The organism is Rhizobium sp. BR 315 (genome assembly GCF_050577975.1).
GTDB lineage: Bacteria > Pseudomonadota > Alphaproteobacteria > Rhizobiales > Rhizobiaceae > Rhizobium > Rhizobium miluonense.
On sequence record NZ_JARWKZ010000003.1, the window covers coordinates 280587 to 303118 of the forward strand.

The window sequence follows — 22532 nt, forward strand, 5'->3', positions numbered from 1 at the left end:
CGATGTTTACGGCCGGCCTAACCGCCGGCCGTTTCTTTTGTGCGCTTTGCTCGTGGGTCATAGGCGAAGGCGCAGCGGCCCATCCGGCATCGTTGTCGCCTCTGAAAGCACACGCCGATCTACGCCGGTGGCGTGGTGTGCGAAACCTCGGAGAACAGCCAGGCGCGCAGGGCCGCAATCGCTGGCCGCTCCAGTGCGCCGGGGGGATAGACGAGGTGATAGGCGAGCGCGCTCGCCAACCCGATCGGGAAGGGCGCAACGAGCGTACCATCAGCCAATTCCTGCTCCACGAAGGAGCGGCGCATCAGCGCCACGCCGAGCCCCGCCTTCATGGCGTGATAGGCGCCCATGCCATCGGTAAAGACCGGTCCGTGCATGGCGTCCACGCATGTTGCGCCGGCAGCCTGCAGCCAGAGTTCCCAATCCCGTCGATAGACGTCGTGGATCAGGGTCAGATTGGCGAGAGTATCGACCGCAGGGGAGGTGCCAAGCGCTGCTGCCATCTCGGGCGTGCAGATCGGCACATATTCGTCATCGAGCAGCCTTTCGCTCGCCAATCCCTCATAGCCGCCAAGGCCATGGCGAATGGCGATGTCTATTCCATCCCGCTGGAAATCCATCATTCGATGCGAGGCGCTGATCCGGAGATCGATGTCGGAGTGCGCCTCCTCGAAGCGTCGCAGCCGCGGCACCAGCCAATGCGTTGCAAAGCCGGCGGTGCAGGTGAGGGTCAATACGGTGTCCTTCGAGCGCATGGCGAGCGCCGCGGTCGCCTCGCGGATGAGACGAAAAGCCGTCCGCATCGTTGCGAAATATTCTGCACCGTCCGTCGTCAGGGCAAGGCTGCGCGCCCGCCGTTCGAAGAGCCGCACGCCGAGCGAGCTTTCGAGATCGCGGATCTGCAGGCTGATGGCGCCCGGTGTCACATGCAGCTCGTTTGCGGCCAGCGTCATGCTGAGATGCCGAGCTGAAGCTTCGAAGGCGCGCAGCGCCGAAAGGGACGGCAATTGATCCATGATGATTGAGTTCAGCTAAATCATTCTTCGAAAAAGACTCGTTTGTCAGAGCCCCTGTATCGCGAGATTATTCCAGTAATTCGAATGGTTGGCAATGATGTCAAGCCATGCCATCAGTAAGTAAAACTCAATTGAAAAAATGCTGGAGATGATCTCATGCTGCAGAAATCCATGGGCGCAGTCGAGTGGAGCTTGTTGGTGGGCCTATCCATTCTTTGGGGTGGCTCCTTCCTGTTCAACGGCATTCTGGTGCATGAGCTTCCGCCCTTCACCATCGTCACAGCCCGCGTTGGGCTGGCTGCAATCGCCTTGAACATCATCGTGCGAGCGACCGGGCATTCGATGCCAAGAGATCGTCAGGCGTGGTTCGCCTTCTTCGGAATGGGTTTTCTCAACAACGTCATTCCCTTCCTGCTCATAGTCTGGGGCCAGACGCATATTGCCAGTGGCCTCGCCTCGATCCTCAACGCCACGACGCCGCTGTTTGCCGTTGTCGTTGCGCATTTCCTGACGGCGGATGAGAAGATGACAGGAAATCGCCTGATCGGCGTCATCGTCGGCTTCGCCGGCGTGGCTTTGATGATCGGCCCGTCCGTGTTGGCGAGCCTCGGCTCCAACGTGCTGGCGCAGCTCGCCGTGCTGGGTGCCGCTTTCAGCTATTCGTTGGCCGGCATATTCGGTCGTCGCTTCCGCCGCATGGGGCTGGCGCCCATCATTCCCGCCGCCGGTCAGGTGACGGGCTCGGCCATAATGCTTCTGCCGATTGCGCTCTTCATCGATCACCCATGGACGCTTGCAGTGCCGTCGGGGGAAACCTGGTTGGCGCTCGCCGGTCTCGCCATTCTGTCGACCGCCGTCGCCTATGTGCTGTTCTTCCGCATTCTGGCCACGGCCGGCGCCACAAACCTGATGCTGGTGACCTTCCTCATCCCCGTCAGCGCGATCCTGCTTGGGGCGCTCGTTCTCGGCGAGAGCCTCCAGCCGAAGCATTTCATCGGCATGGCGCTGATTGCGCTCGGCCTTGCGGCGATCGATGGAAGGTTGCTTGCCCTTGGGAGACGGCGGGTGACAGCGCAATAGCGCGCCGCGTCAGTTCAGCAGGCGAGGTCGGCGACCACCGAGTCGAGAACCAGCATTCCCGTCGGCGTGCAGCGCAGGCGGGAATTGCCGATCCGCTCTATGAAGCCGTGTTCCAGTAAAAACGCCTCGCGCTGAGGATCGGGATCGCGGCCGGAAAGCTGCTGCCAGCGGGCGAGATCGACGCCTTCCCGGAGCCGCAGGCCCATCAGCAGCAATTCGTCGGCCTGTTCGTCGAAGCCGAGCATTTCCTGGTCGATCATGCCGTGACCGTCGCGCTCGACCATTTCAAGCCAGCTCTCTGGCTTTCGCTCCGTAGCGGTCGCGAGTTTCTGTGGGCCTTGCGTCAGCCGGCCATGAGCGCCGGGGCCGATGCCGGCATAGTCGCCATAGCGCCAATAGGTGAGATTATGCCGGCTCTCGGCGCCGGGACGCGCGTGGTTGGAGACCTCATAAGCCGGCATGCCCTCGCGCTCGGTAATCTCCTGTGTCGCCTCATAGAGCAGTGCCGATTGATCGCCGTCTGGCACGATCAGCTTGCCGGCCTTGTGAAGGCCGTAGAAGGGCGTGCCTTCCTCGATCGTCAGCTGATAGAGCGAGAGGTGATCGACCGCATAGGAGATTGCCTCCTTCAGCTCGCGTTCCCATTCCTCGACGGTCTGGTTCGGACGGGCATAGATGAGGTCGAAGGACATGCGCGGGAAGATCTCGCGCGCCAGCTTGATCGCCTTCAGTGCATCGGCGACATCGTGCAGGCGCCCCAGAAATTTCAGGTCGCGGTCGTTCAGCGCCTGTACGCCCATCGACACGCGGTTGACGCCGGCCGCACGATAGCCGCGAAAGCGCTCCGCCTCGACGCTCGAGGGATTGGCTTCCATGGTGATCTCGATGCCATCGGGCATATGCCAGGTCTTGGCAATGCCATCGAGGATCGCGCCCACAGTTTCCGGCTTCATCAGCGACGGCGTGCCGCCGCCAAGGAAGACGCTGGTTACCGTCTTCGGGCCGCTGATCATCCGCATCGTCGCCATTTCCTTTAGAAAGGCGGCAGCGAAACGTTCCTGGTCGACCGGCTGGTGACGGACATGGCTGTTGAAATCGCAATAGGGACATTTGGCCGCGCAAAAAGGCCAATGCACATAAACGCCGAAACCGGGTTCGCCGGTATCAGGTAGCAATTGCGCTCCGCGCATCAGGTCCTGCGTATCCACGATCTCCACGAAGTAAGCTTACGCCTCCAGACAGGTTTCGACAAAGACCTTGAAGGCTCGGGCACGATGCGACAGCGCGTGCGAATCGCCATGCTTCCAGCCATGCTTCTGGTCGGCGCTCATCTCGCCGAAGGTGGTCTCGTATCCCTCAGGCTTGAAAACCGGATCATAGCCGAAGCCTTGGCCGCCGCGCGGCGGCCAGACAACGGTGCCTTCGACCTCACCGCGGAAAAGCTCGGTATGCCCGTCCGGCCAGGCGAGGCAAAGTACGCTGACGAAGCGCGCCCTCCGGCTTTCCGCAGAGGTGGCGCCGGCCTTTTCGAGAGCCGTTTCGACCTTCTGCATCGCCATCGCGAAATCGCGGGTCCCGTCAGGCGTCTCAGCCCAATTGGCGGTATAGACGCCCGGATCGCCGCCGAGCGCATCGATCACCAGGCCGGAATCGTCGGACAGCGCCGGCAGGCCGGAGGCATGTGCCGAGGCGAGCGCCTTGATCGTGGCGTTTTCCTCGAATGTCGTGCCCGTTTCATCCGGCTCGATAAAATTGAGGTCGGCGGCCGACTTGGCGGTAAAGCCGAAGGGGCCGATCAGGTCCTGTATCTCGCGGATCTTGCCGGCATTGTGGCTGGCGACGACGATGGTCTTGGTGTCGAGCTTGCGCATGTCTTGTCCCGTCATAGGCCCCAGATGCGGGGTTCGGCGCATTCCAGGCTGTTGCCGGCCGGATCGCGGAAATAGATCGAACGGCCGCCGTTCGGCCAGTGAAAATCGGCTTCGATGGCGATGCCGGCAGCTTTCAGCTTCTGCGCCGTTGCCTCGATCTCGTCGCCATCGACGCGGAAGCAGACATGGCCGGCACCCTTGGTGCCATGCGGTGGCACGGGCAGGGCGCCCGGTTCATGCGGCTTCACTGTTTCCTCGCTGTTGAAGATCAAAAGCACGCCTGGTCCGCAACGATAAAAGACGTGACGCTTGCCGCCGCGCGAGATTTTCTCCAGCCCGAGAATACCGCCATAGAAGGCTTCGGCAGCATCGAGATCGTCCGCGTAGAGCGCGGTTTCAAGGATACCTCCGAGTGTCGCATTGCTCATCGGGCTAGCCCCTCACCCTAGCCCTCTCCCCGCAGGCGGGGAGAGGGGACGATCTCATCCCAATCGCCCTCCAATCCCAGTGCAGCGGAGAGATGCTGGAAGGTGCGTCTTGCCCCTTCTCTCCGTGCGGACGGGGAGAAGGTGGCCGATAGGCCGGATGAGGGGCAAGCCACAGGTTTCGCATTTGCCGATGTCCTCAGGCGATTGCCTGCTTCTGCAATGCCACCAGCTCGGCGATGCCGTTCTTGGCAAGGCCCATCAGCGTGGCGAATTCCTCTTCGCTGAACGGTGTACCCTCAGCCGTTCCCTGGATTTCGACGATGCCGCCCTTGCCCGTCATGACGAAGTTGGCGTCTGTTTCCGCCGAGGAGTCCTCGAGGTAGTCGAGGTCGATCACCGGCTGGCTGGCGAAGATACCGCAGGAGATGGCGGCGATGTGGTCCTTGAGCACGCGCTCGACCTTGAGCATGTTGCGGCTTTCCATCCACTTCAGGCAGTCGTAAAGCGCGATCCAGCCGCCGGTGATCGACGCGGTGCGGGTGCCGCCATCAGCCTGGATGACGTCGCAGTCGACGGTGATCTGCCGCTCGCCCAATTCCTTGAGGTCGACAACGGCGCGCAGTGAGCGGCCGATGAGACGCTGGATTTCCTGCGTGCGGCCGCCTTGCTTGCCGGCTGCAGCCTCGCGCTTCATGCGTTCGCCGGTTGCGCGCGGCAGCATGCCGTATTCGGCCGTGACCCAGCCCTTGCCGCTATTGCGCAGCCATGGCGGCGTCTTGTCTTCCAGGCTTGCCGTGCAGAGCACATGCGTATCGCCGAACTTCACCAGGCACGAGCCTTCCGCATGCTTGGAAAAATTGCGCTCGAACGACACCTTGCGCATCTGATCGGTTTTTCTGCCTGAAGGCCGCATCCCACTCTCCTGAAAGTTCGTTGACCGCTTCTACGACCCATAAGCCGCTTTTGCAAAGGAAAAGCAGGTTGAAAAGCCCTGGTGCGGCGAGGAGCGCATTTTTCCCTTTTGCGATTGCTAACCGAATGATTATATTTTCGCTAAGGCTCAACGGAATGGATTTGGCAGCGAAATGGTATTCACGACATCGTCGGTTTCGGATGTCATTGCTGCGCTCGACGAACGCTCCAAGGAAATATTCCGCCGCATCGTCGAAGGCTATCTGGAGAATGGCGAGCCGCTCGGTTCGCGCAACCTCTCGCGCCTGCTGCCGATGTCGCTTTCGCCGGCTTCCGTGCGCAATGTCATGAGCGATCTCGAAGAGCTCGGGCTGATCTATTCACCGCATATCAGTGCCGGCCGGCTGCCGACCCAGGTCGGATTGCGCTTCTTCGTCGATGCTTTCATGCAGGTCGGCGATCTCTCGGCCGAGGACCGCGCCAGCATCGACCGTCAGGTACGCGGCAGCCATCGCGACCAGCCGATGGAGTCGGTCATGACGGAGGCAAGCCGCATGCTCTCGGGCATTTCGCGCGGCGCCGGTCTCGTCATTACCTCCAAGAGCGATCCCATCCTGAAGCATGTGGAATTCATCCGCCTGGAGGCGACCAAGGCGCTTGCAGTGCTGGTCGGCGATCACGACCAGGTCGAAAATCGCATCATCGAATTGCCCGCCGGCGTCACCTCGTCGCAGCTGACGGAAGCCGCCAATTTCCTCAACGCCCATATGACGGGTCAGACCTTGCCGGAATTGCGCCGGCAACTGCAGAACCTGAAGGATAGTGTTCGCAGCGAGCTGGATAGTCTTTCGCATGAGCTGGTCGAGCGCGGCATCGCCGTGCTGTCGGGCGATGAAGACGACGGCAAGCCGACGCAACTCATCGTGCGCGGCCACGCCAATCTGCTGGCAGAGGTTGGCGGCGCCGAGGATTTGGATCGCCTTCGCCTGCTCTTCGACGACCTCGAAAAGAAGGACAGTCTCATCGAGATCCTCAACCTTGCCGAAAGCGGCCCGGGCGTGCGCATCTTCATCGGCTCGGAAAACAAGCTCTTCTCGCTGTCCGGCTCCTCGCTCATCGTTGCACCCTATCGCGACGAGGATGATCGCATTGTCGGTGCGGTCGGCGTCATCGGCCCGACGCGGTTGAACTATGCCCGCATCGTGCCCATGGTGGATTACACGGCGCAGCTGATCTCGAGGCTATCGCGGCCCGGGATGTGACGAGAGGGGATCTGACGGCAGCGATCAATCGGGAAGCAGCGTTCCGGATCCGCCCATCTCAGCCGGAAAATCCTTCTGCTTCGGTAGCCCGTCTTTTAGATGCAGCACCGTCGTCTCGTAGTTGACGTGCAGCGCCGGCTGAAAATCGAGGTCGGGAAGGACGGCGGCGTAGACGTCGGTTACGCCCCACGGCGGATGCTCGGTCAAGAGATGGCCGCCGCAGACCGTGCACCACTTGCGCACGCTCTTCTCGGTTTTCTGGTAGCTGCCGATCTTGTCCGCGCCCTTGGTAATGTGAACCGCTTGCGGCGGCCAGAGCGAGAAGGCGTTGACCGGCCCCGCCGACCATTCCCGGCAGGAGTCGCAATGACAGTAACCCATCGCCATTGGCTCGCCATCGACTGCAATCTCGACTGCGCCGCAGAAACACTTGCCTGAAAGGGATTTGCCATTAGACATCGATCACACCCCACGCTGGCTGAGATGTATTTTAGCATATCATCATGGAATGGCACTGAACAGCCGACATCCTCAGTGGCATCTTGGCCGAACGGGTATCTTGCTGTGACCGCAATGCTGCGAATTGGCTGTTCTTCTCGACAAAGCCTTGATTTTTTCCGGCTAAACCTCGATATCGGGCACATCCAAAAGACAAAGCAATTCGGAGACCGTCATGACCGACGAAACAACGAAAACCGGACCTGACGCTACGGCGGCCGACACTTCAGCGAATTTCGCGCAGGATGCAGCGGAAGCCGTTGATATGGCGGAACCGTCTCAGCCCGATCCGGTTGAGCTGCTGAAGGCCGAGAACGGCGAACTGCGTGATCGCTATCTTCGCCTTGCCGCCGAGATGGACAATCTTCGCCGCCGCACCGAGCGCGATGTGAAGGATGCCAAATCCTATTCCGTGGCAAGCTTCGCCCGTGACATGCTCGCAGTGGCAGACAACCTGCGCCGCACGCTGGACGCCATTCCGGCAGAGGCGCGTGCTGGTGCCGATGCCGGCCTGAGCACGCTGATCGAAGGCGTGGAGATGACCGAGCGTTCCATGCTTTCGGCTCTGGAGCGCCATGGCGTGCGCCAGCTCGAGCCGATCGGGCAGAAGTTCGATCCCAATTTCCATCAGGCCATGTTCGAAGTGCCGAACCCCGAGGTGCCGAACAATACGGTCGTACAGGTGGTCCAGGCCGGCTTCGTCATCGGCGACCGCGTTCTGCGCCCGGCTATGGTCGGCGTTGCCAAGGGCGGCCCGAAAGTCGTCGAGAATGCCGACGGCGGCAGCAACAGCCCGCTCGACGAAAAAGACGCCTGATCGTCGCACCCCAGAGCGGTTCAGTTTTTACGCAATTCCGGACGGAAAGCCGCTGCGCATTTTTCCTGGAATTGCTCCAACAAAAAATAAGAGCCGGATGATTTCAGATCATCCGGCTCTTATTTTTGCCTTGGTCCGATGCGATCCAGGCCGTTAAAGCATGTCGCGCAAAAGTGTGCAGCGGTTTTGCGACAACGACATGCGCAAAATCAAAAGACCTAAAGCGCGAGAAGCGAATCTGAAAGATCGCGACGCGCTTTAGGCGGCGTTGGAGGCCTGTTCTTCATTGAGGAATGCGTAGATTGCCGAGGCCGATTCCGTGGCGCGTAGCTTCGCGACCAGATCCTGGTCTCGCAAAACGCGGGCGATGCGGGAGAGTGCCTTGAGGTGGTCGGCGCCTGCGCCTTCGGGCGCGAGCAGCAGGAAGACGAGATCGACGGGCTGGTCGTCCAGTGCCTCGAAATCGACCGGCGCCTCGAGGCGCGCGAAAATCCCTGCGATGGACTTGATGCTGGCAAGCTTGCCGTGCGGGATGGCGATGCCGTTGCCGACGCCGGTGGAGCCCAGACGCTCACGCTGCAGCACGACATCGAAGATCTCGCGTTCCGGTAGTCCGGTCAGTTTGGAGGCCTTGGCTGCCAGCTCCTGAAGCAGTTGTTTTTTGGAATTTGCCTTCAAGGCGGGGATGATCGCATCTTGGTGTAGCAAATCTGCCAATGCCATTCTCTTTATCCTTCGTGTCGCCGAGAACCGATAACGGGGAGCGGCGGCCGGCTGACTTACGCACAGTCGCCGCTCTTCTTCTATTCTCAGCCTTTGATATTGGCCGCGTCTATCCAGCCAATGTTACCGTCCTGTCGACGGTAGACGATGTTCAAGTGTTCCTTGCCCGGGCTGCGGAAGAGCAGCAACGGCTCGTCGGTCATATCGAGCGCCATCACGGCGGTCGCGACCGACATGGTCTTCAGTTGTTTCGTGCTTTCGGCAACGATCGCCGGCGCAAAATCGGCTGGGACCTCTTCGTCGTCATCCGGTACGCCGTCCATGACGGTGTAGGCGACTTCGATATGACCGTTTGCGTGATTGCTGGCCTGATGGTCCTTGAGTTTGCGTTTGTAGCGTCGCAGACGCTTTTCGATACGCTCGGACGCCGCGTCGAAGGCAAGCTGCGGGTCCATGGCTTCGCCGGCAGCATGCAATACCACGCCACTGTCGAGATGAAGCTTGCAATCGGCCGCAAAGCGCGAGCTGGACTTATGTACAGTTACCTGACCCGAATACCCCCCGTCGAAGTATTTCGTCACGGCCATACCGATCTGGTCCTCAATCCGCTGACGGAAGGAGTCACCAATTTCCATATGTTTACCGGAGACACGCACACTCATGGAGTTTCCCTTCTTGTAGTGGTTATTGCGCGTACCAGTTTACGCCAAGCCTCAAGCTCATCCAAGCACTTCACGCGGTCAAAGACAAATTGCGTATATCGGCCGCCTTCGCGATGATGGGGATAAGTGTCATGGTCGTGCTGTCCTGCAGCGATTGCGGCGGGCTTCTAGCTCTGCCACATCCGAAAGTCAACTGCATCTTAACGGACTGTTAGCGGATCCGCATCCCAGGGTTGCGTTTCATCAATCGTCAGAAACCGGCGACTTTTGCCAGAGCGCGCTTCTCTCGGCGTCGCTGTACGGACGAGGGGATGTTCATGGCTTCGCGGTATTTCGCAACCGTGCGGCGAGCAAGCTCGATGCCGCCCTTTTTCAGCGTATCGACGATATCGTCGTCCGACAGAACCGCATCCGGGGTTTCGTTCGATATCAGCAGGCGGATCCTGTGGCGCACGGCTTCGGCGGAATGGCCATCGCCGCCCTCGACGGCATTGATCGAAACCGTGAAGAAATATTTGAGTTCGAACAGCCCGCGCGGCGTCAGCATGTACTTGTTCGAGGTTACGCGGCTGACGGTCGATTCGTGCATCTTGATGGCATCGGCCACGGTTTTCAGATTGAGCGGCCGCAGATGATCGACGCCATGGATCAGGAAAGCGTCCTGCTGCCGCACGATTTCGCTCGCGACTTTCATGATCGTCTTGGCGCGCTGGTCCAGGCTGCGGGTCAGCCAATTGGCGCTCTGCAGGCATTCGGAAAGGAAGGCGTGGTCCTGGCTGGTCTTGGACACGGATGCGAAATAGGATTGGCTCACCAGCACGCGCGGCAGGGCATCGGGATTGAGCTCCACCAGCCAGCTGCCGTCGGCGGACGGGCGCACGACGATATCGGGCATGATAGCCTCGGAGATGCCGGTCTCGAATCCGCTGCCGGGTTTCGGGTTCAGCTGGCGGATTTCCGCCATCATGTCGAGCAGGTCTTCCTCGTCGACGCCGCAGAGCCGTTTCAGCGTCGCGAAATCGCGCCGTGCCAGAAGTTCCAGGTTCTGGACCAGTCGTTCCATGGCCGGATCGAAGCGATCCTTCTGGCGAAGCTGGATGGTCAGACATTCGCTGAGGGAGCGGGCGAAAACGCCCGGAGGCTCGAGGAGCTGCAAGGCATCGAGGACACGCTCCACATCACCGAGGGTCGAGCCGAGGCGCTCTGCCGTTTCGTTAAGATCGGCAAGCAGATAGCCGGTATCGTCGAGCTGGTCGACGAGATGCTGCGCAATCAGCCGGTCGCCAAAGGCAGGAAGTGTGAATGGGATCTGTTCGTTCAGATGGTCGCGCAGCGACACCTGACCGGCGACGAAATCGTCCAGATCGTAGCTTTCACCGGCTTCACCGCCGGGCATGGATTTCCATTGGCTCAGCAGTTCGGGCGCGTCCGCGCGCTGCGGACTTGCGTCGTCGGAAAAGACATTGCCGAAATTGGCGTCCAGCTCGTTGCTCAGCCTGTCGGCGTTGCCGGTGTTGTCGCTTTCATACCAGTCGCTCGCAAGATCATCCGCGCCGCCTTCGGCGCTGTCGTTGCGGCTATCGCCCGGCGCTTCGAAAGGATCGCTCTTTGCCTCGCGATCGCCATCACCGCCCAAATCCTCGTCATTTGACGCAAATTCCAGCAGCGGGTTCTTCTCGACTTCCTGGGCGATGAACTGGGTCAGCTCAAAATGCGTCATCTGCAGCAACTGGATGGATTGCATCAGTTGCGGTGTCATCACCAGGCTTTGGCTTTGGCGCAGGAAAAGATTGGCCGATAGTGCCATGGCGGACGCGGAACTCCCCTTGAACTTTTCGGGAATTCGCGTTTTTCATCACCAAGATCTTCGCGAAATTCCAATTGGCCCAAAAATTGCGTTTTTATAGGTTTTGGTCAAGCGGAACTGTGAAGCGAAGATAGATTTCGGCAACGCGCCGGGCTTCTATAATATTAAAGGGTGAGCTGGTCGAATTTCAGCCTATCAAAGGCTGAAATTATCACCGAGATAGAGTTTGCGGACTTCGGGGTTGCTGACGATATCGTTGGCTCTGCCATGGGTCAGCACTTCGCCGGCATGGATGATGTAGGCGCGATCGATCAGGCCGAGCGTTTCGCGAACATTGTGGTCGGTGATCAACACGCCGATGCCGCGCGCCGTCAGGTGATGGACGAGGTTCTGAATGTCGGCGACCGAAATCGGGTCGACGCCGGCAAAAGGTTCGTCGAGCAGCATGAAGGTCGGGTCGGTCGCCAGCGCGCGGGCGATTTCCAGGCGCCGCCGCTCGCCGCCCGAGAGTGCGATGGCCGGCACCGTGCGCAGATTGCGGATGTGGAATTCTTCCAGCAACTCGTCGATCTTGTGCTCGCGCTTCGCCTTGTCCTTCTCGTGAACTTCGAGCACGGCGCGGATGTTTTGTTCCACCGTCAGGCCACGGAAGATCGAGGCTTCCTGCGGCAGGTAGCCGACGCCAAGCCTTGCACGCCGATACATCGGCATCGACGTGACATTGTTGCCGTCGATCTCGATCGTACCTTCATCCACCGGCACCAGCCCGGTAATCATGTAGAAACAGGTGGTCTTGCCGGCGCCATTCGGCCCGAGCAGACCAACCGCTTCACCGCGCCGTACCACCAGCGAAACGCCGTTGACGACGCGCCGGGTGCGGTAGGTCTTGGTGAGGCCACGCGCGATCAGGGTGCCCTGATAACGCGCTTTATCCGCGGCCGGTGTGCCCGATGTCGCAGAAGACGGTCCGGGCACGCCGGGTAGGATGGTGGTTGATGTTGTCACGAGGGGGCCAGTATCAGTTTTTCTTTTGTTGCTGCTGCACTTGCTGCGACTTCGGATCGAGCTGGATCTGGACACGGCCCCCGCACGAGTCCAGCTGCGCTTCGCCCGTCGACATGTGCACGGTGAGCTGACAACCGGTGAAAACGTTCGGACCGTCCGTCAGGACAACCTTCTTGCCTTTGAGGGTGGCGAGCTGGTTGGTCATGTCGAAGGCGCCGTCGTCGGCGGTTGCCGTCTGAGTGCCGGAAACGAGGTAGACTTTGTCAGTCACCAGAATGTGGTCGATGTTCGTATTGCCCGACACCAGCGACTCGTTCTGCTCCTTGGCAACCTTGGCGACCGGATTGTCTGCCTGCTTGGCGGCATCGGCAGCCTGCTTCTTCTTGTAGAAGACGGTCATCTTGCCGGCCTGCATCGTGGTGGTGCCCTGAACGACCTTGACGTTGCCGGTAAAGACAGCCTGGCTTTCCTGATCATGGATTTCCAGCTTGTCGCTTTCGATCTGGATCGGCTGATCCTTGGAAAGGGCAAGACCAGGCATCGAGCTGGTCGTCGACTGTGCGCCTGCTTCGGCCGCTGCGAAGACAGCAAGCGCGCTGAAGGCACAGAAAAGGCCGACCTTGCGTAAGCCGGAGTGAAAAATTGAATTTTGCCAATAATTTATCATGAACCGCCCGGCTTCTGTTCGCTAGCTGAATTGTGAAGAGCGGACGGTTCGATATTCATTTGAACCTGCCCGTCGAATAGGATTACGCTTCCCTTATCCGTCATCTTGAGCGAACGCGCAACAACCGACATGCCGCCTCGATAGATGGCAACCTGATCCTGGCTCGACAGGTCACCCTTCTTGACGTCCAGGAACGCGGTCTTGAACTCGGCGCGCAAGCCATTGTCCATCTGGATGATGAAGGGCTCGGTCAGCTTCAGCGTGTCGGCCTGGCGGTCGAAGTCCGCGCTTTGGGCGTTCACATGTGCCATCACGTTGGTATTGACGGGCATGGATGCCTTGATGGCCTTGAGCGTGATCATGTTCGGATTCTTGATATCCTGCAGCGCCTTTTCCGCGAGCATGGAGTAGCTGATGCCGTCCTTGTTGCGGCCGGAGATGGCGGGGCGTTCCATGACCACCTTGCCGTTCTCGATCTTGGCGCCTTCGATCTGGATCTCTGCGGGCAGATAGGCGCGGATGACCGAGACGGTGATGAAGATCAGCGAGACGATCAATGCGGCCAGCGGCAACAGCACCCTCAGTCTCCGCACGCGGGCGGAGTGGAAGGTCGCGTCCTTATACGCACTCCGCTCCGGCAATGAGCGGATTGTCTCGCCGGGGGTCTCGATCGTATTGAGCATGCAACAGGTCCGTCTTTTCTGATTCCGGAGACCGCATTCACGCCATGCGACGCTGTGTCAAAAAGCCTATCGGATCGTTTCGCATTATTGCGCTGGCTTGCCAATATGGATTTTTTTCCGGAGCCAACGAAATTTGGCAGGAAAATATGCCATAAATCGGTTTCATCTGACGGGACGATACCCTATCTGATGAACCGGCAGAGCGACATTCCGCCGACGACATCGAAGACGGGAGCCGCTTTTCTCTAAGGATTGTGCCAGTTTCAAGGTGTCATATATCCGGTTTCAGTTTGTTGCAGGGAGAAATAAGGCGTGATGGACAGTTCTGCAATCGCGGATCGGCGACAATTACGCCGCAAGCTTGGTTTCTGGCGCATTATTGCCGTTTTGCTTCTCGTTGCGCTTGGTTTCGCACTTTATCGCTTCGTTGCGGGCGACCTGCCCGATGTGCGGGGGCCGCAAATCGCCCGTGTCAAGGTTTCCGGACTCATCCAGGACGATCCCGAGCTCCTCGAGCGGCTGAAAAAGATCCGTGACAACGATCAGGTCAAGGCGTTGATCGTTTCCATCTCGTCGACCGGTGGAACGACCTATGGCGGCGAACGCATCTTCAAAGCCATCCGCGCCATCGCTGCCAAGAAGCCCGTCGTGTCCGATATTCGCACCGTTGCCGCTTCGGCTGGTTACATGATTGCAGCAGCTGGCGACAATATCGTTGCCGGCGATACCTCGATCACCGGGTCGATCGGCGTCATCTTCCAGTATCCGCAGGTGAAGGATCTGCTCGACAAGGTCGGCGTTTCCCTCGACGAGATCAAATCGGCACCGCTGAAAGCTGAGCCGTCGCCTTTCCACCCCCCTACCGAAGACGCCAAGAACATGATCCGCAACATGGTCATGGATAGTTACGGCTGGTTTGTCGATCTAGTTGCGGATCGCCGCAAACTGCCGCGCGAGCAGGTGCTGAAGCTTGCAGACGGCAGCATATTCACCGGCCGTCAGGCGCTGCAGAACAAGCTGATCGACACGCTTGGCGGCGAGGACGAAATCCGCGCCTACCTCGAAACGCGCAAGGTCCAGAAGGATCTGCAGATCGTCGATTGGAAGCCGGAAGACAAGAGCTCGTCGTTCTTTTGGCCGGTTGCAGCTTCCCGATTGCTAAACCTGCTCGGTTATGATCCCTTTTTAAAAGGAGAGGGTCTCCAGAAGATCATGACCGATAAGTTGTTTCTTGACGGCTTGCTTTCTGTTTGGCAGGGTGCAGCCGAACAATAAATCAATGATTTAAAGGGGGTAGCCGTGATCAAATCGGAATTGGTGCAGATTGTTGCCGCCCGCAACCCGCATCTCTATCACCGCGACGTCGAAAATATCGTCAACGCTGTCCTCGATGAGATCACCGATGCGCTCGCCGCCGGAAACCGGGTCGAACTTCGCGGCTTTGGCGCATTCTCCGTCAAGAACCGTCCTTCGCGCTCCGGCCGCAACCCGCGCACGGGCGATACGGTGTTCGTCGAAGAAAAATGGGTTCCTTTCTTCAAGACCGGCAAGGAACTGCGCGAGCGGCTGAATCCGGGCGCTGGCGACGAAGAAGAAGACGATAATTGATCGATCGGTTCGGGCCGAACCTTCCATCGAAGTCCTCTCGGATATGATTGTGCCGCGACGCAGTGGCACTTGAATTCGTCAGCCTCTTTTCTATTCTGCGGCTGGAAGCGGCACGCGTGCCGCGAATATAAGGAGCTGCGCAATGGCCAAGAAGATCGTCAATCTGCTGATATTGCTGCCGCTCGGCATTGTCTTGATCGTATTCTGCGTTGCCAACCGGCAATCCGTGACGCTGGCGCTCAATCCTTTCAGGCCGGATGATCACGTGCTGTCGCTGAATGCGCCACTATTCGTACTGCTGTTCGTGACGTTGATCCTCGGCATGCTCGTCGGCGCCGGCGTGACCTGGTTCAATCAGGGAAAGCATCGCAAGCGCGCCCGCAATCAGGCGCAGGAAGCCGTGCGCTGGCAGGCAGAGGCCGATAAGCACCGCACGCGCGCCGAACAGATCGCCGGACAGCTGCCGTCAAAATGATCCGGCGTCGCCAGCCGTCTCTCTCAGCCGCATTTCCTTGTAATTGCCCTCCGGCGACACGCCGTCGCCGATAATCTCGAAGCCGAGCGTCTCATAAAAGGATATGGCGCGCTTATTATTGACCAGGCATTTCAGCCGATATCGCTGCCTCGGCCAATCCGGCAGGGCGGCAAGCAGAGCCTTGCCGGCACCGCGCCCCTGAAAGGCTGGTAGAATATAGAGCATGTGGATGAAGTCGTCCGGCTCCCAGATCGCGGCAAATCCGGCGATCACGCCGTGCTGATCCTCACAGACGAACAAGCGCTCGCCATTCGAATGCGTGGCGAATTCTTCGAGCGTGAAATGGTCGGGATCGACCCAGAGGAATGTTTCGCGGCGAACGCGCAGATAGATCTCCGCAAGATGCGGCATATCCTGTTCGTGTGCTGGTCGGATGGTCCAGATATCGGATGTCGATGGCATGATTTCTATATGGGCGCGAAACGAGCTCACGGCAATCAGGCGTTGGCTTGATTGTTGATCGCCGAAGTGAAATCGGCAAAAAACTGCTGCGCCAGCTTCTTGGCGCTGGAATCCACCAGTCGCGAACCGAGTTGCGCGATCTTGCCGCCGACTTGGGCCTTGGCTTCATATTGCAGGATTGTCTCGTTGCCGTCTTCTTTCAGCACGACGTCGGCGCCGCCCTTGGCAAAACCGGCGATGCCGCCCTTTCCCTCTCCAGAGATCGTATAGCTTTCCGGGGCATTGATGTTGGAAAGCTTGACTTCGCCGTTGAAGGACGCCGACACCGGGCCGATCTTCAATTTCACGGTTGCGGTCAGTTCCGTGGGAGAAGTCCGCTCCAGGCTTTGGCAGCCGGGAATGCATCGCTTGAGGATCTCGGGATCGTTGAGTGCCGTCCACACTGCGTCCCGGGGTGCTGCGATCCGCTCCTCGCCGGTCATGTCCATGCGCAATCCTCCCTATGTGACATCTTGTGCATGGATCATCGCAGATCGGAAAGCGCTTTGCCAAGTGGCAGTCAGATGCTATTTGCACGCACATATCAATTTTGAGACAAGCATGGTGAAACATAGGGAAAGCCGGCCCGGCCAGAAAGCTGCGGGCGGTCTCGGGGCAAAACCCCGGCGTGACATGCCCGGCAAGCCACCGGCAAAGCCCGCGCATGCTTCAAGGCCAGCCAAGCCTGCGCGCGATCATGGCGAGCGGGTGAACGAGCCGGGCGATACGGCGACCGCCTCTGCCGCGCCCGAACGCCCGCTGATCGTGCGAAGCGGCGAGCGGCCGGCCGAGCGCGTGCCTGTCATCCTGGAATCACTGGGTGCCGGGGATTTTCATCTCATTGACAGCGGCAACGGCCTGAAGCTCGAGCAATATGGTCCCTATCGCATCGTTCGCCCGGAAGCGCAGGCACTGTGGCCGCCGACGCTTGCAGCGCATGTGTGGGACAATGCCGAGGCTATTTTCACCGGCGATACAGACGAGGACGGCATGGGCCGCTGGCGCTTCCCGCGCGAGGCGCTCGGCGAAACCTGGCCGCTGCAATTGCTCGGCGTCGATTTTCTCGGCCGCTTCACCGCGTTTCGTCATGTCGGCGTTTTTCCCGAACAGATCGTGCATTGGGCCTGGATGAAGGAACAGGTCGAAGCTGCCAAGCGGCCGCTCAAGGTCCTGAACCTCTTCGGCTATACCGGCGTGGCGTCGCTGGTCGCGGCTGCGGCCGGCGCGGAAGTGACCCATGTCGATGCCTCGAAGAAGGCGATCGGCTGGGCGCGCGAAAACCAGGCTCTGGGCCGCATGGAAAAGCTGCCGATCCGGTGGATCTGCGAGGATGCGATGAAGTTCATCCTGCGCGAAGAGCGGCGCGGCAACAAATACGACATTATCCTCACCGACCCGCCGAAGTTCGGCCGCGGCCCGAATGGCGAGGTATGGCATCTTTTCGAGCATCTGCCGCTGATGCTGGATATCTGCCGTGAGATCCTGTCTCCGAAGGCGCTCGGCCTCGTGCTGACGGCCTATTCGATCCGCGCCAGCTTCTACTCGATCCATGAATTGATGCGCGAAACCATGCGCGGCGCCGGCGGCGTCGTCGAATCCGGCGAGCTCGTCATCCGCGAGGCCGGCCTTGATGGCCGCACGCCGGGCAGGGCGCTTTCCACCTCTCTCTTCAGCCGCTGGGTACCGAAATGACACAGGATTTCCGTAGTGACGGCCCGCGCAAGGTCGGACAGGTCAAGGAGGTTACCTCGCTTGCCAATCCGATCGTCAAGGATATCAAGGCGCTGACGGTCAAGAAGTCCCGCGAGGAAAGCGGCGCGTTCCTGGCCGAAGGGTTGAAGCTCGTGATCGATGCGCTCGAACTCGGCTGGACGATCCGCACGCTGGTCTATGCCAAGGCGGCCAAGGGTAAGCCTTTGGTCGAGCAGGTGGCCGCCAAGACGGTGGCTGCCGGCGGGCTGGTGCTGGAAGTCAGCGAAAAGGTCATCGGTTCGATCACCCGCCGCGACAATCCGCAGATGGTGGTCGGTGTCTTCGAACAGCGCTGGCGGCAGCTTAAGGACGTCAAGCCGAAGGCGGGCGAAACCTGGGTGGCGCTCGACCGCGTCCGCGATCCCGGCAATCTCGGCACGATCATTCGCACCGCCGATGCGGCCGGCGCTTCCGGCGTCATTCTCGTCGGCGAGACGACCGATCCGTTTTCGTTGGAAACCGTGCGCGCCACCATGGGCTCGGTCTTTGCCGTTCCGGTCGTCAAGGCGACGCCGGAAGAGTTTCTCGCCTGGAAGAAGAAGGCCGATGTCTCCGTCGTCGCCACCCATCTGGCCGGTGCGGTCGACTATCGGACCATCGATTACAAGAGGAAGCCTGTCGTCATTCTAATGGGCAACGAGCAATCCGGCTTGCCGGATGTCCTTGCGAAAGAGGCTGATGCGCTTGCCCGCATCCCGCAAACCGGCCGCGCCGACAGCCTCAATCTGGCGGTTGCCACGGCGGTCATGCTGTTCGAGGCCCGCCGCCATATCCTGACACTGAGCGAGACCCGATGACCGAAAGCGAGACCCACGAACAGCCGACGGCAAAGCCGGCCCTGTTTTCACGGCCCCTGCCGATCCTGATCTTCATCGTGATTGCAGTCATCCTCGACCAGGCTGTCAAGATCATGGTCGATCACTGGTTGCCGCTGCAGGAGACGGTGCCGGTCATTCCGATGCTGGCACTCTATCGCACTTACAATCTCGGCGTCGCCTTCTCGATGCTGTCGGGCATGGATGGCTGGTTCATCGTCGGCATGCGGCTCGTCATCGTAGCCTTCGTGCTCTGGCTCTGGCGGCACACCCCTAATCACCGCTGGCTCGCTCATCTGGGCTTTGCCCTGATTATCGCCGGCGCGCTCGGCAATCTGATCGACCGCTTTCTCTACGGTCATGTGATCGACTACATTCTCTTTCACACGGAGACTTGGTCCTTTGCGGTATTCAATCTGGCCGATAGTTTCATCACCGTCGGGGCGGCCTGCGTCATTCTCGATGAACTTCTGATGCCGAAAAAGGCCAAAGCTTAAAATTCTAGCGAATCCCTGAAGGCATCGGGAACGGTGCCTATGCTAGCCAGATTGCATGAGCACTCTGGCAAAACTGCAGGAAGAGCCTGCCGCTGATATCACTCGCGATGAAACGCGATCGATCGAAGGGTTGACTGGGAACGGACTGCCCCTCGCGGAACCGAGCGAGACCTTGCGGGAGGCGGAACGACGCCCGGCGCCGCCAGCACGGCCACGATGGCTGCAACGCCATTGGCTGAACGGCGGCGGCCTGGTTGCCGGTATCGTCTTTCTCGCAATCGGCTTTGCCGGAGGCCCGCTGGCGCTGGCCGGCGTTCTCGCCCTTGTGGCGCTTACCCTGGCAGTCCTTGGCGTCTTCAACAGTTGGAAAGCCGCCGGAAAACCTGCCGCCGCCGTCGCCGATCTCAGCGAGAGCGACCATGATCGTCTTTGGGAGCGCAAGGAAAGCAATAGCCTGCTTGCCACCATCCATGATGCGCTTGGCGACATCACGGTCATCCGCAGCATCGACCGGCGGATCCTGGATGCCAATGCCACTTTCCGCAAGCTGACGGGCAAATCCAATCCCGAGGGCTTGACGCTGGAAGAGACCGGCCTGGTCTTCCGCGCCGTCACCGATGCCAAGCATCAGGATGCGGAGATCGCCGCGCCCGAAGGCAACCGCATCTTTGCCTGGCACGATGTCATATTTCGCGATCCGTCGAGCGGGCAGCTGTGCATACAAAGCGTTGCCCGCGACGTGACGGAAGAGCGACAGACGGCCCGTCTTCGCGAAGATGCGAGGTTGAAGGCCGAATATAACAGCGCCGCCAAATCGCGGTTGCTCGCCACTGTCAGCCATGAAATTCGCACGCCTCTCTCCGGCATTCTCGGCATGAATCATCTGCTCGCCCAGACGCCGTTGACGTTGGAACAGGCCAATTACCTGACCGGCATCCGTCAGTCGGGACATGCGCTTGTACAGCTGGTCGAAGATCTGCTTGATTTCTCGACAATCGAAGTGGGCCGCTTCCAACTGCATCCGCGCAAGGAAGCATTGCGACCGCTGCTCGAAGGTGTCGTCGAGATGCTTGCCCATCGCGCCCATGAAAAGGGCATCGAAATTGCGGCGAGCGTTGCAGCCGACGTTCCCGAGATGATGGAATTCGATCCTGCCCGACTGCGTCAGGTCTTGTTCAATGTCCTCGGCAATGCGGTGAAGTTCACGCAGACGGGCGGCGTCCTCGTTCGCGCCAGCCTGCAAGGGCAGGACCTGACGATATCGGTGCAGGATAGCGGTCCGGGCATGACCGAAGAAGAGCAGGCCCGCGTTTTCGGCGAATTCGAGCAGGCCGGCAGCGTCGTCGAAAGAAGCGCCGGCACCGGGCTCGGGCTCGCCATCTCCGCACGCATCCTGCGGGAGTTCGGTGGCAGGCTCAAGGTTGCCAGCGAACGCGGCAAGGGCACCGAGTTCACCATCAGCTTCCCCGTAGGCCTGGTCGCCGAGGAGACCGGAAACGGCCGGCACGATACCGTGCTCAAGGGCGCGCGCGTCCTGCTGCTGGCGCCCGAAGGGGCAGCAAGCACAGCGATCGCCCAGACCATTCGCACCTTGGGTGGCAATTGCCGCGTAATCGGCGCCGAGGATATGAATGTCCTGACGCGATCGTTCGCCAGCGAGGATGGCCCTTGGACGGACCTGATTGTCGATCACCGTATGGCGCCGCTTTATTTCCGCGAGGGTAACGAGTTGGTGATGCCGGCGCTACGCAAGATTTTCCTCGTCAATCCCGAGGAGCGCAATACGCATCCGCTCGATCTTTTTGACGCCTGGCTCATCCGCCCGCTGCGCGAGCAATCGCTGATCGACGTGCTGAGCGGCCGCATGCGCGGCATGGAAAAGCGCGACACCGTAATCGATGGCGTGTCCGAGATCGGCATCACCACGCCCGAGTCGGAAGATCCCGCACTTGAGATCCTGCTCGGCGAGGATGATCCGGTCAACGGCATGCTTGTTCGCGCCATGCTCGCCAAGGCGGGTCATAGAGTTCGCCTGGTCGAGGATTTCGATGGCCTGCGCGCCCGTGCTGAGAATGCCGAAGCACGGCCGGACGTGATCGTCACCGATTTCAACATGCCTGGAGGCTCCGGCGCTGCCGTGCTCGCACAATTGCGCGCGCAGGAACGCCGGCAATCCCTGCCGGCGCTGCCGATCATCGTGCTGACCGCCGACAGCCGCGATGCAATCCGCCGTCAGGCATTGCTTGCGGGAGCTGATGCCGTCATCGTCAAGCCCGTCGATCCCGATCGCCTGATGACCACCGTGCAGAACCTGTCGCGGCGGACGCTCGAACGCGCCTAGCAGAGGCGATCCCACTTTCGCATGAAAGTCCCGACGCCGGCTCACCAATGCCCGATGGTGAGCCGGGGCGATCCTCAACCGCAGGCTATCGCTCTCCCTAAGTTGGGGACGGCGCGTTCATTCGAAAATTTGCAATGGGCACGCTTCTTGCTTTTAGCCAGGCTGCGTGTCACTTTCCTGTCGCACGAATTTGGTTTATGGCGCTATATCGGCCCGCAGGGGGAGAGTCGCCATGTCCATCGAAATTTTGAATCGCGAAGCTCAGGGCGAAATGGTTCAGTCTTCAAAGGCAACGGTCGAGCCGGTTGCCAGCGATGTGCTTGGACGCATCGGAAATCTAGAAACGCGCCTTGCTCGCACAGCGCGCGAAATCGATGCAGCTCAGGCTGTCCGCTATCGCGTTTTCGTCGAGGAGATGAACGCGCAGCTGCCGGCCGACGCCATGCGTCGGCAGCGTGATATCGATAGCTGGGACGCAATCTGCGATCATCTTCTGGTCTTGGACCGTTCGCTCGAAGGCGATTCGGAAGACCAGATCGTCGGCACCTATCGCCTGCTGCGCCAGGAAGTGGCGATGGCCAATGGCGGCTTCTATTCCTCTTCGGAATTCGACATCGACGCGCTGCTCGTCCGCCATCCCGACAAGCGCTTCATGGAACTCGGTCGCTCCTGCGTCCTGCCGGACTACCGTAACAAGCGTACCGTCGAGCTGCTGTGGCAGGGCAATTGGGCCTATGCGCTGAAGCATGGCATGAGCGCGATGTTCGGTTGCGCTTCCTTCCCCGGCGTTCTGCCGGAACAGCATGCGCTGGCCTTGTCCTTCCTCTATCACAATGTTGTCGCCAAGGATGAGTGGGCCGTCGACGCTCTGCCGTCGCTCGCCCGCACCATGGACCTGATGCCGGTCGAGGCCGTCAACCCGAAGAAGGCGTTGATGGCGCTGCCGCCGTTGATCAAGGGCTATTTGCGCCTCGGTGCAATGGTTGGCTCGACCGCCGTCGTTGATCAGGCCTTCAACACGACCGATGTCCTGATCGTCCTGCCGATCGCCAGCATCTCGGATCGCTACGTCAACTATTACGGCGCTGATGCCGGTCGCTTTGCGAGCTGAA

General features: G+C 60.1%; 25 protein-coding genes. 11 read left to right on the plus strand and 14 right to left on the minus strand.

All coding sequences use genetic code 11. The features are described from left to right. Positions 1-119 precede the first annotated feature (119 nt). Positions 120-1016, minus strand: a complete 897-nt coding sequence (gene gcvA, locus QD409_RS05690) for a transcriptional regulator GcvA (RefSeq protein WP_208858594.1) — start codon at positions 1014-1016, stop codon at positions 120-122. A gap of 156 nt (positions 1017-1172) precedes the next feature. Here gcvA and QD409_RS05695 point away from each other — a divergent pair, with 156 nt between their 5' ends. After that, a complete protein-coding gene (locus QD409_RS05695; protein WP_092843207.1) occupies positions 1173-2096 on the plus strand; it encodes a DMT family transporter in 924 nt (307 codons plus the stop codon). A gap of 14 nt (positions 2097-2110) precedes the next feature. Here QD409_RS05695 and hemW read toward each other — a convergent pair whose 3' ends face one another. From hemW to rph, 4 genes are all read right to left on the minus strand, one after another. Next, complete coding sequence (gene hemW / locus QD409_RS05700; RefSeq protein ID WP_092843668.1) at positions 2111-3286, minus strand: radical SAM family heme chaperone HemW; 1176 nt, start codon at positions 3284-3286, stop codon at positions 2111-2113. Between the two features lie 36 nt (positions 3287-3322). Then, positions 3323-3967, minus strand: a complete 645-nt coding sequence (rdgB, locus tag QD409_RS05705; RefSeq protein ID WP_092843666.1) for an RdgB/HAM1 family non-canonical purine NTP pyrophosphatase — start codon at positions 3965-3967, stop codon at positions 3323-3325. Positions 3968-3978: 11 nt separating this feature from the next. Continuing rightward, a complete protein-coding gene (locus QD409_RS05710) occupies positions 3979-4395 on the minus strand; it encodes a VOC family protein (protein ID WP_092843205.1) in 417 nt (138 codons plus the stop codon). A gap of 196 nt (positions 4396-4591) precedes the next feature. Beyond that, entirely contained in the window at positions 4592-5308 is a 717-nt protein-coding gene (gene rph / locus QD409_RS05715; RefSeq protein WP_092843203.1) for a ribonuclease PH, read from the minus strand. Positions 5309-5480: 172 nt separating this feature from the next. Here rph and hrcA point away from each other — a divergent pair, with 172 nt between their 5' ends. Next, positions 5481-6569, plus strand: coding sequence for a heat-inducible transcriptional repressor HrcA (gene hrcA / locus QD409_RS05720; RefSeq protein WP_092843201.1), 1089 nt, complete (start codon positions 5481-5483; stop codon positions 6567-6569). Between the two features lie 24 nt (positions 6570-6593). Here the strand turns inward: hrcA and QD409_RS05725 are convergent, their stop codons facing one another. Then, positions 6594-7028: a GFA family protein gene (locus QD409_RS05725; protein ID WP_092843199.1), complete on the minus strand. Its 435-nt coding sequence runs from the start codon at positions 7026-7028 to the stop codon at positions 6594-6596. A 214-nt stretch (positions 7029-7242) separates the two neighbouring features. Here QD409_RS05725 and grpE point away from each other — a divergent pair, with 214 nt between their 5' ends. Beyond that, positions 7243-7884: a nucleotide exchange factor GrpE gene (gene grpE / locus QD409_RS05730; protein ID WP_092843197.1), complete on the plus strand. Its 642-nt coding sequence runs from the start codon at positions 7243-7245 to the stop codon at positions 7882-7884. Between the two features lie 258 nt (positions 7885-8142). Here grpE and ptsN read toward each other — a convergent pair whose 3' ends face one another. The 6 genes from ptsN to lptC all read right to left on the minus strand — a co-directional run bounded on the left by ptsN (position 8143) and on the right by lptC (position 13431). After that, on the minus strand, positions 8143-8607 hold the full coding sequence (ptsN, locus tag QD409_RS05735) for a PTS IIA-like nitrogen regulatory protein PtsN (protein ID WP_004120731.1): 465 nt from the start codon (positions 8605-8607) through the stop codon (positions 8143-8145). Positions 8608-8693: 86 nt separating this feature from the next. After that, the gene (gene hpf / locus QD409_RS05740) at positions 8694-9269 is read right to left on the minus strand and encodes a ribosome hibernation-promoting factor, HPF/YfiA family (RefSeq protein ID WP_004120733.1); all 576 of its coding nucleotides are present in this window, start codon (positions 9267-9269) and stop codon (positions 8694-8696) included. A gap of 250 nt (positions 9270-9519) precedes the next feature. Next, entirely contained in the window at positions 9520-11076 is a 1557-nt protein-coding gene (rpoN, locus tag QD409_RS05745; RefSeq protein WP_092843195.1) for an RNA polymerase factor sigma-54, read from the minus strand. Positions 11077-11271: 195 nt separating this feature from the next. Beyond that, positions 11272-12063 (minus strand): LPS export ABC transporter ATP-binding protein, encoded by a 792-nt coding sequence (gene lptB, locus QD409_RS05750; protein ID WP_092843664.1) that lies wholly within the window; start codon positions 12061-12063, stop codon positions 11272-11274. 31 nt (positions 12064-12094) lie between these two features. Beyond that, positions 12095-12748 (minus strand): LptA/OstA family protein, encoded by a 654-nt coding sequence (locus tag QD409_RS05755; protein ID WP_092843193.1) that lies wholly within the window; start codon positions 12746-12748, stop codon positions 12095-12097. Next, complete coding sequence (gene lptC, locus QD409_RS05760) at positions 12745-13431, minus strand: LPS export ABC transporter periplasmic protein LptC (protein WP_092843192.1); 687 nt, start codon at positions 13429-13431, stop codon at positions 12745-12747. Before lptC ends, QD409_RS05755 begins: the two co-directional genes overlap by 4 nt. Before the next feature lie 315 nt (positions 13432-13746). On the opposite strand from lptC, the gene sppA reads away from it, so the two are divergent. The 3 genes from sppA to QD409_RS05775 all read left to right on the plus strand — a co-directional run bounded on the left by sppA (position 13747) and on the right by QD409_RS05775 (position 15514). After that, positions 13747-14706 (plus strand): signal peptide peptidase SppA, encoded by a 960-nt coding sequence (gene sppA / locus QD409_RS05765; RefSeq protein ID WP_092843190.1) that lies wholly within the window; start codon positions 13747-13749, stop codon positions 14704-14706. A gap of 24 nt (positions 14707-14730) precedes the next feature. After that, on the plus strand, positions 14731-15039 hold the full coding sequence (locus QD409_RS05770) for an integration host factor subunit beta (RefSeq protein ID WP_092843188.1): 309 nt from the start codon (positions 14731-14733) through the stop codon (positions 15037-15039). A gap of 142 nt (positions 15040-15181) precedes the next feature. Next, positions 15182-15514, plus strand: a complete 333-nt coding sequence (locus QD409_RS05775; protein ID WP_430762071.1) for a LapA family protein — start codon at positions 15182-15184, stop codon at positions 15512-15514. Here the strand turns inward: QD409_RS05775 and QD409_RS05780 are convergent. Both QD409_RS05780 and QD409_RS05785 read right to left on the minus strand, forming a co-directional pair. Then, the gene (locus QD409_RS05780; protein ID WP_430762072.1) at positions 15506-15925 is read right to left on the minus strand and encodes a GNAT family N-acetyltransferase; all 420 of its coding nucleotides are present in this window, start codon (positions 15923-15925) and stop codon (positions 15506-15508) included. The two genes, QD409_RS05775 and QD409_RS05780, sit on opposite strands and share 9 nt — an antisense overlap. An 86-nt stretch (positions 15926-16011) precedes the next feature. Beyond that, positions 16012-16464, minus strand: coding sequence for an SRPBCC family protein (locus tag QD409_RS05785; protein ID WP_430762073.1), 453 nt, complete (start codon positions 16462-16464; stop codon positions 16012-16014). Positions 16465-16579: 115 nt separating this feature from the next. On the opposite strand from QD409_RS05785, the gene QD409_RS05790 reads away from it, so the two are divergent. The 5 genes from QD409_RS05790 (at position 16580) to QD409_RS05810 (ending at position 22531) form a co-directional block, all read left to right on the plus strand. Then, positions 16580-17707, plus strand: a complete 1128-nt coding sequence (locus tag QD409_RS05790; RefSeq protein WP_430762086.1) for a class I SAM-dependent methyltransferase — start codon at positions 16580-16582, stop codon at positions 17705-17707. After that, entirely contained in the window at positions 17704-18564 is an 861-nt protein-coding gene (locus QD409_RS05795; RefSeq protein ID WP_092843180.1) for a TrmH family RNA methyltransferase, read from the plus strand. Before QD409_RS05790 ends, QD409_RS05795 begins: the two co-directional genes overlap by 4 nt. Continuing rightward, positions 18561-19079 carry a signal peptidase II gene (lspA, locus tag QD409_RS05800; RefSeq protein WP_430762074.1) on the plus strand — a complete coding sequence of 173 codons (519 nt, stop codon included), beginning with the start codon at positions 18561-18563 and terminating at the stop codon, positions 19077-19079. The genes QD409_RS05795 and lspA overlap by 4 nt, the downstream gene beginning before the upstream one ends. Before the next feature lie 55 nt (positions 19080-19134). Further along, positions 19135-21420 (plus strand): ATP-binding response regulator, encoded by a 2286-nt coding sequence (locus QD409_RS05805; protein WP_430762075.1) that lies wholly within the window; start codon positions 19135-19137, stop codon positions 21418-21420. A gap of 232 nt (positions 21421-21652) precedes the next feature. Continuing rightward, positions 21653-22531, plus strand: coding sequence for a GNAT family N-acetyltransferase (locus QD409_RS05810; RefSeq protein WP_092843174.1), 879 nt, complete (start codon positions 21653-21655; stop codon positions 22529-22531). The last annotated feature ends 1 nt before the right edge of the window (position 22532 follow it).